Consider the following 815-nt stretch of genomic DNA (forward strand, 5'->3'; position numbering starts at 1 on the left):
GCCGCTGCTGCCAGTTGGGATCAGACCACCACATCCAGTGCCGACCTGACAGGCAATGCTGTCACCGTCTCGAATGTGACTGCGCCCACGATCACGTCAGCAACGTATGACGGCACCACCCACATCTTCACCGTTACCGGCACCAACCTCGTCAAGACGATAGGCGCGACCAACGACATCACCATTTCCAAGCTGACCCTCACCGGCGAAGGCGGTGCCACCCGCACCCTGAGTACTACTGGCAATGTCGAAGTGACTTCGGCTACCAGCTTTACATTTACTCTCGCCGGCGCTGACATTGCTGCCGTTGATGCCTTATTGAACAAGAACGGCACCTCCTCCGCCAGCAGTTCGACGACGTATAACCTCGCCGCAGCCGACGACTGGGACAGCGCCATTACCGGCGGCAATATTCAGGATTTAACTGGCAATGGCATCACCGTCTCCAATGCTGCGCCGAGCATCCTCAGTTCCAGTTACGATGCCAGCACCGGCATCCTGTCTGTCTCTGCCGTCAACATCGTCGGTGGCGACACCATTGATGTGAGCAAGCTCGCCCTGACAGGTCAGGCCGGTTCTTACACCCTGACCACCGCCAACGTTACCGCCAGCAGCAGTACCGCCTTCGCTGTGACCCTGAACGCCGCTGACAAGCTTGCCATCAACGGCATATTGAATAAAAACGGCACCTCTGCGGTTGACACCACCACCTTCAACCTGGCTGCTGCTGCCTCCTGGGATGCCACCACCACCTCCAGTGCCGACCTGACCGGCAATGCCGTCACGGTGTCAAATGTGGCTGCCCCAACGATCAC

1 protein-coding gene is annotated in these 815 nt (G+C 58.7%); it reads left to right on the forward strand.

Annotation, left to right across the window (positions count from 1 at the left end):
* A partial coding sequence (locus ACO0LH_RS28470) for a hypothetical protein (RefSeq protein WP_422944524.1) occupies positions 1–815 on the forward strand: 815 nt, incomplete at both ends.

Origin of the sequence: Undibacterium sp. TJN19, assembly GCF_049339485.1 — a bacterium.
In the GTDB taxonomy this organism is placed as follows: domain Bacteria; phylum Pseudomonadota; class Gammaproteobacteria; order Burkholderiales; family Burkholderiaceae_D; genus Undibacterium.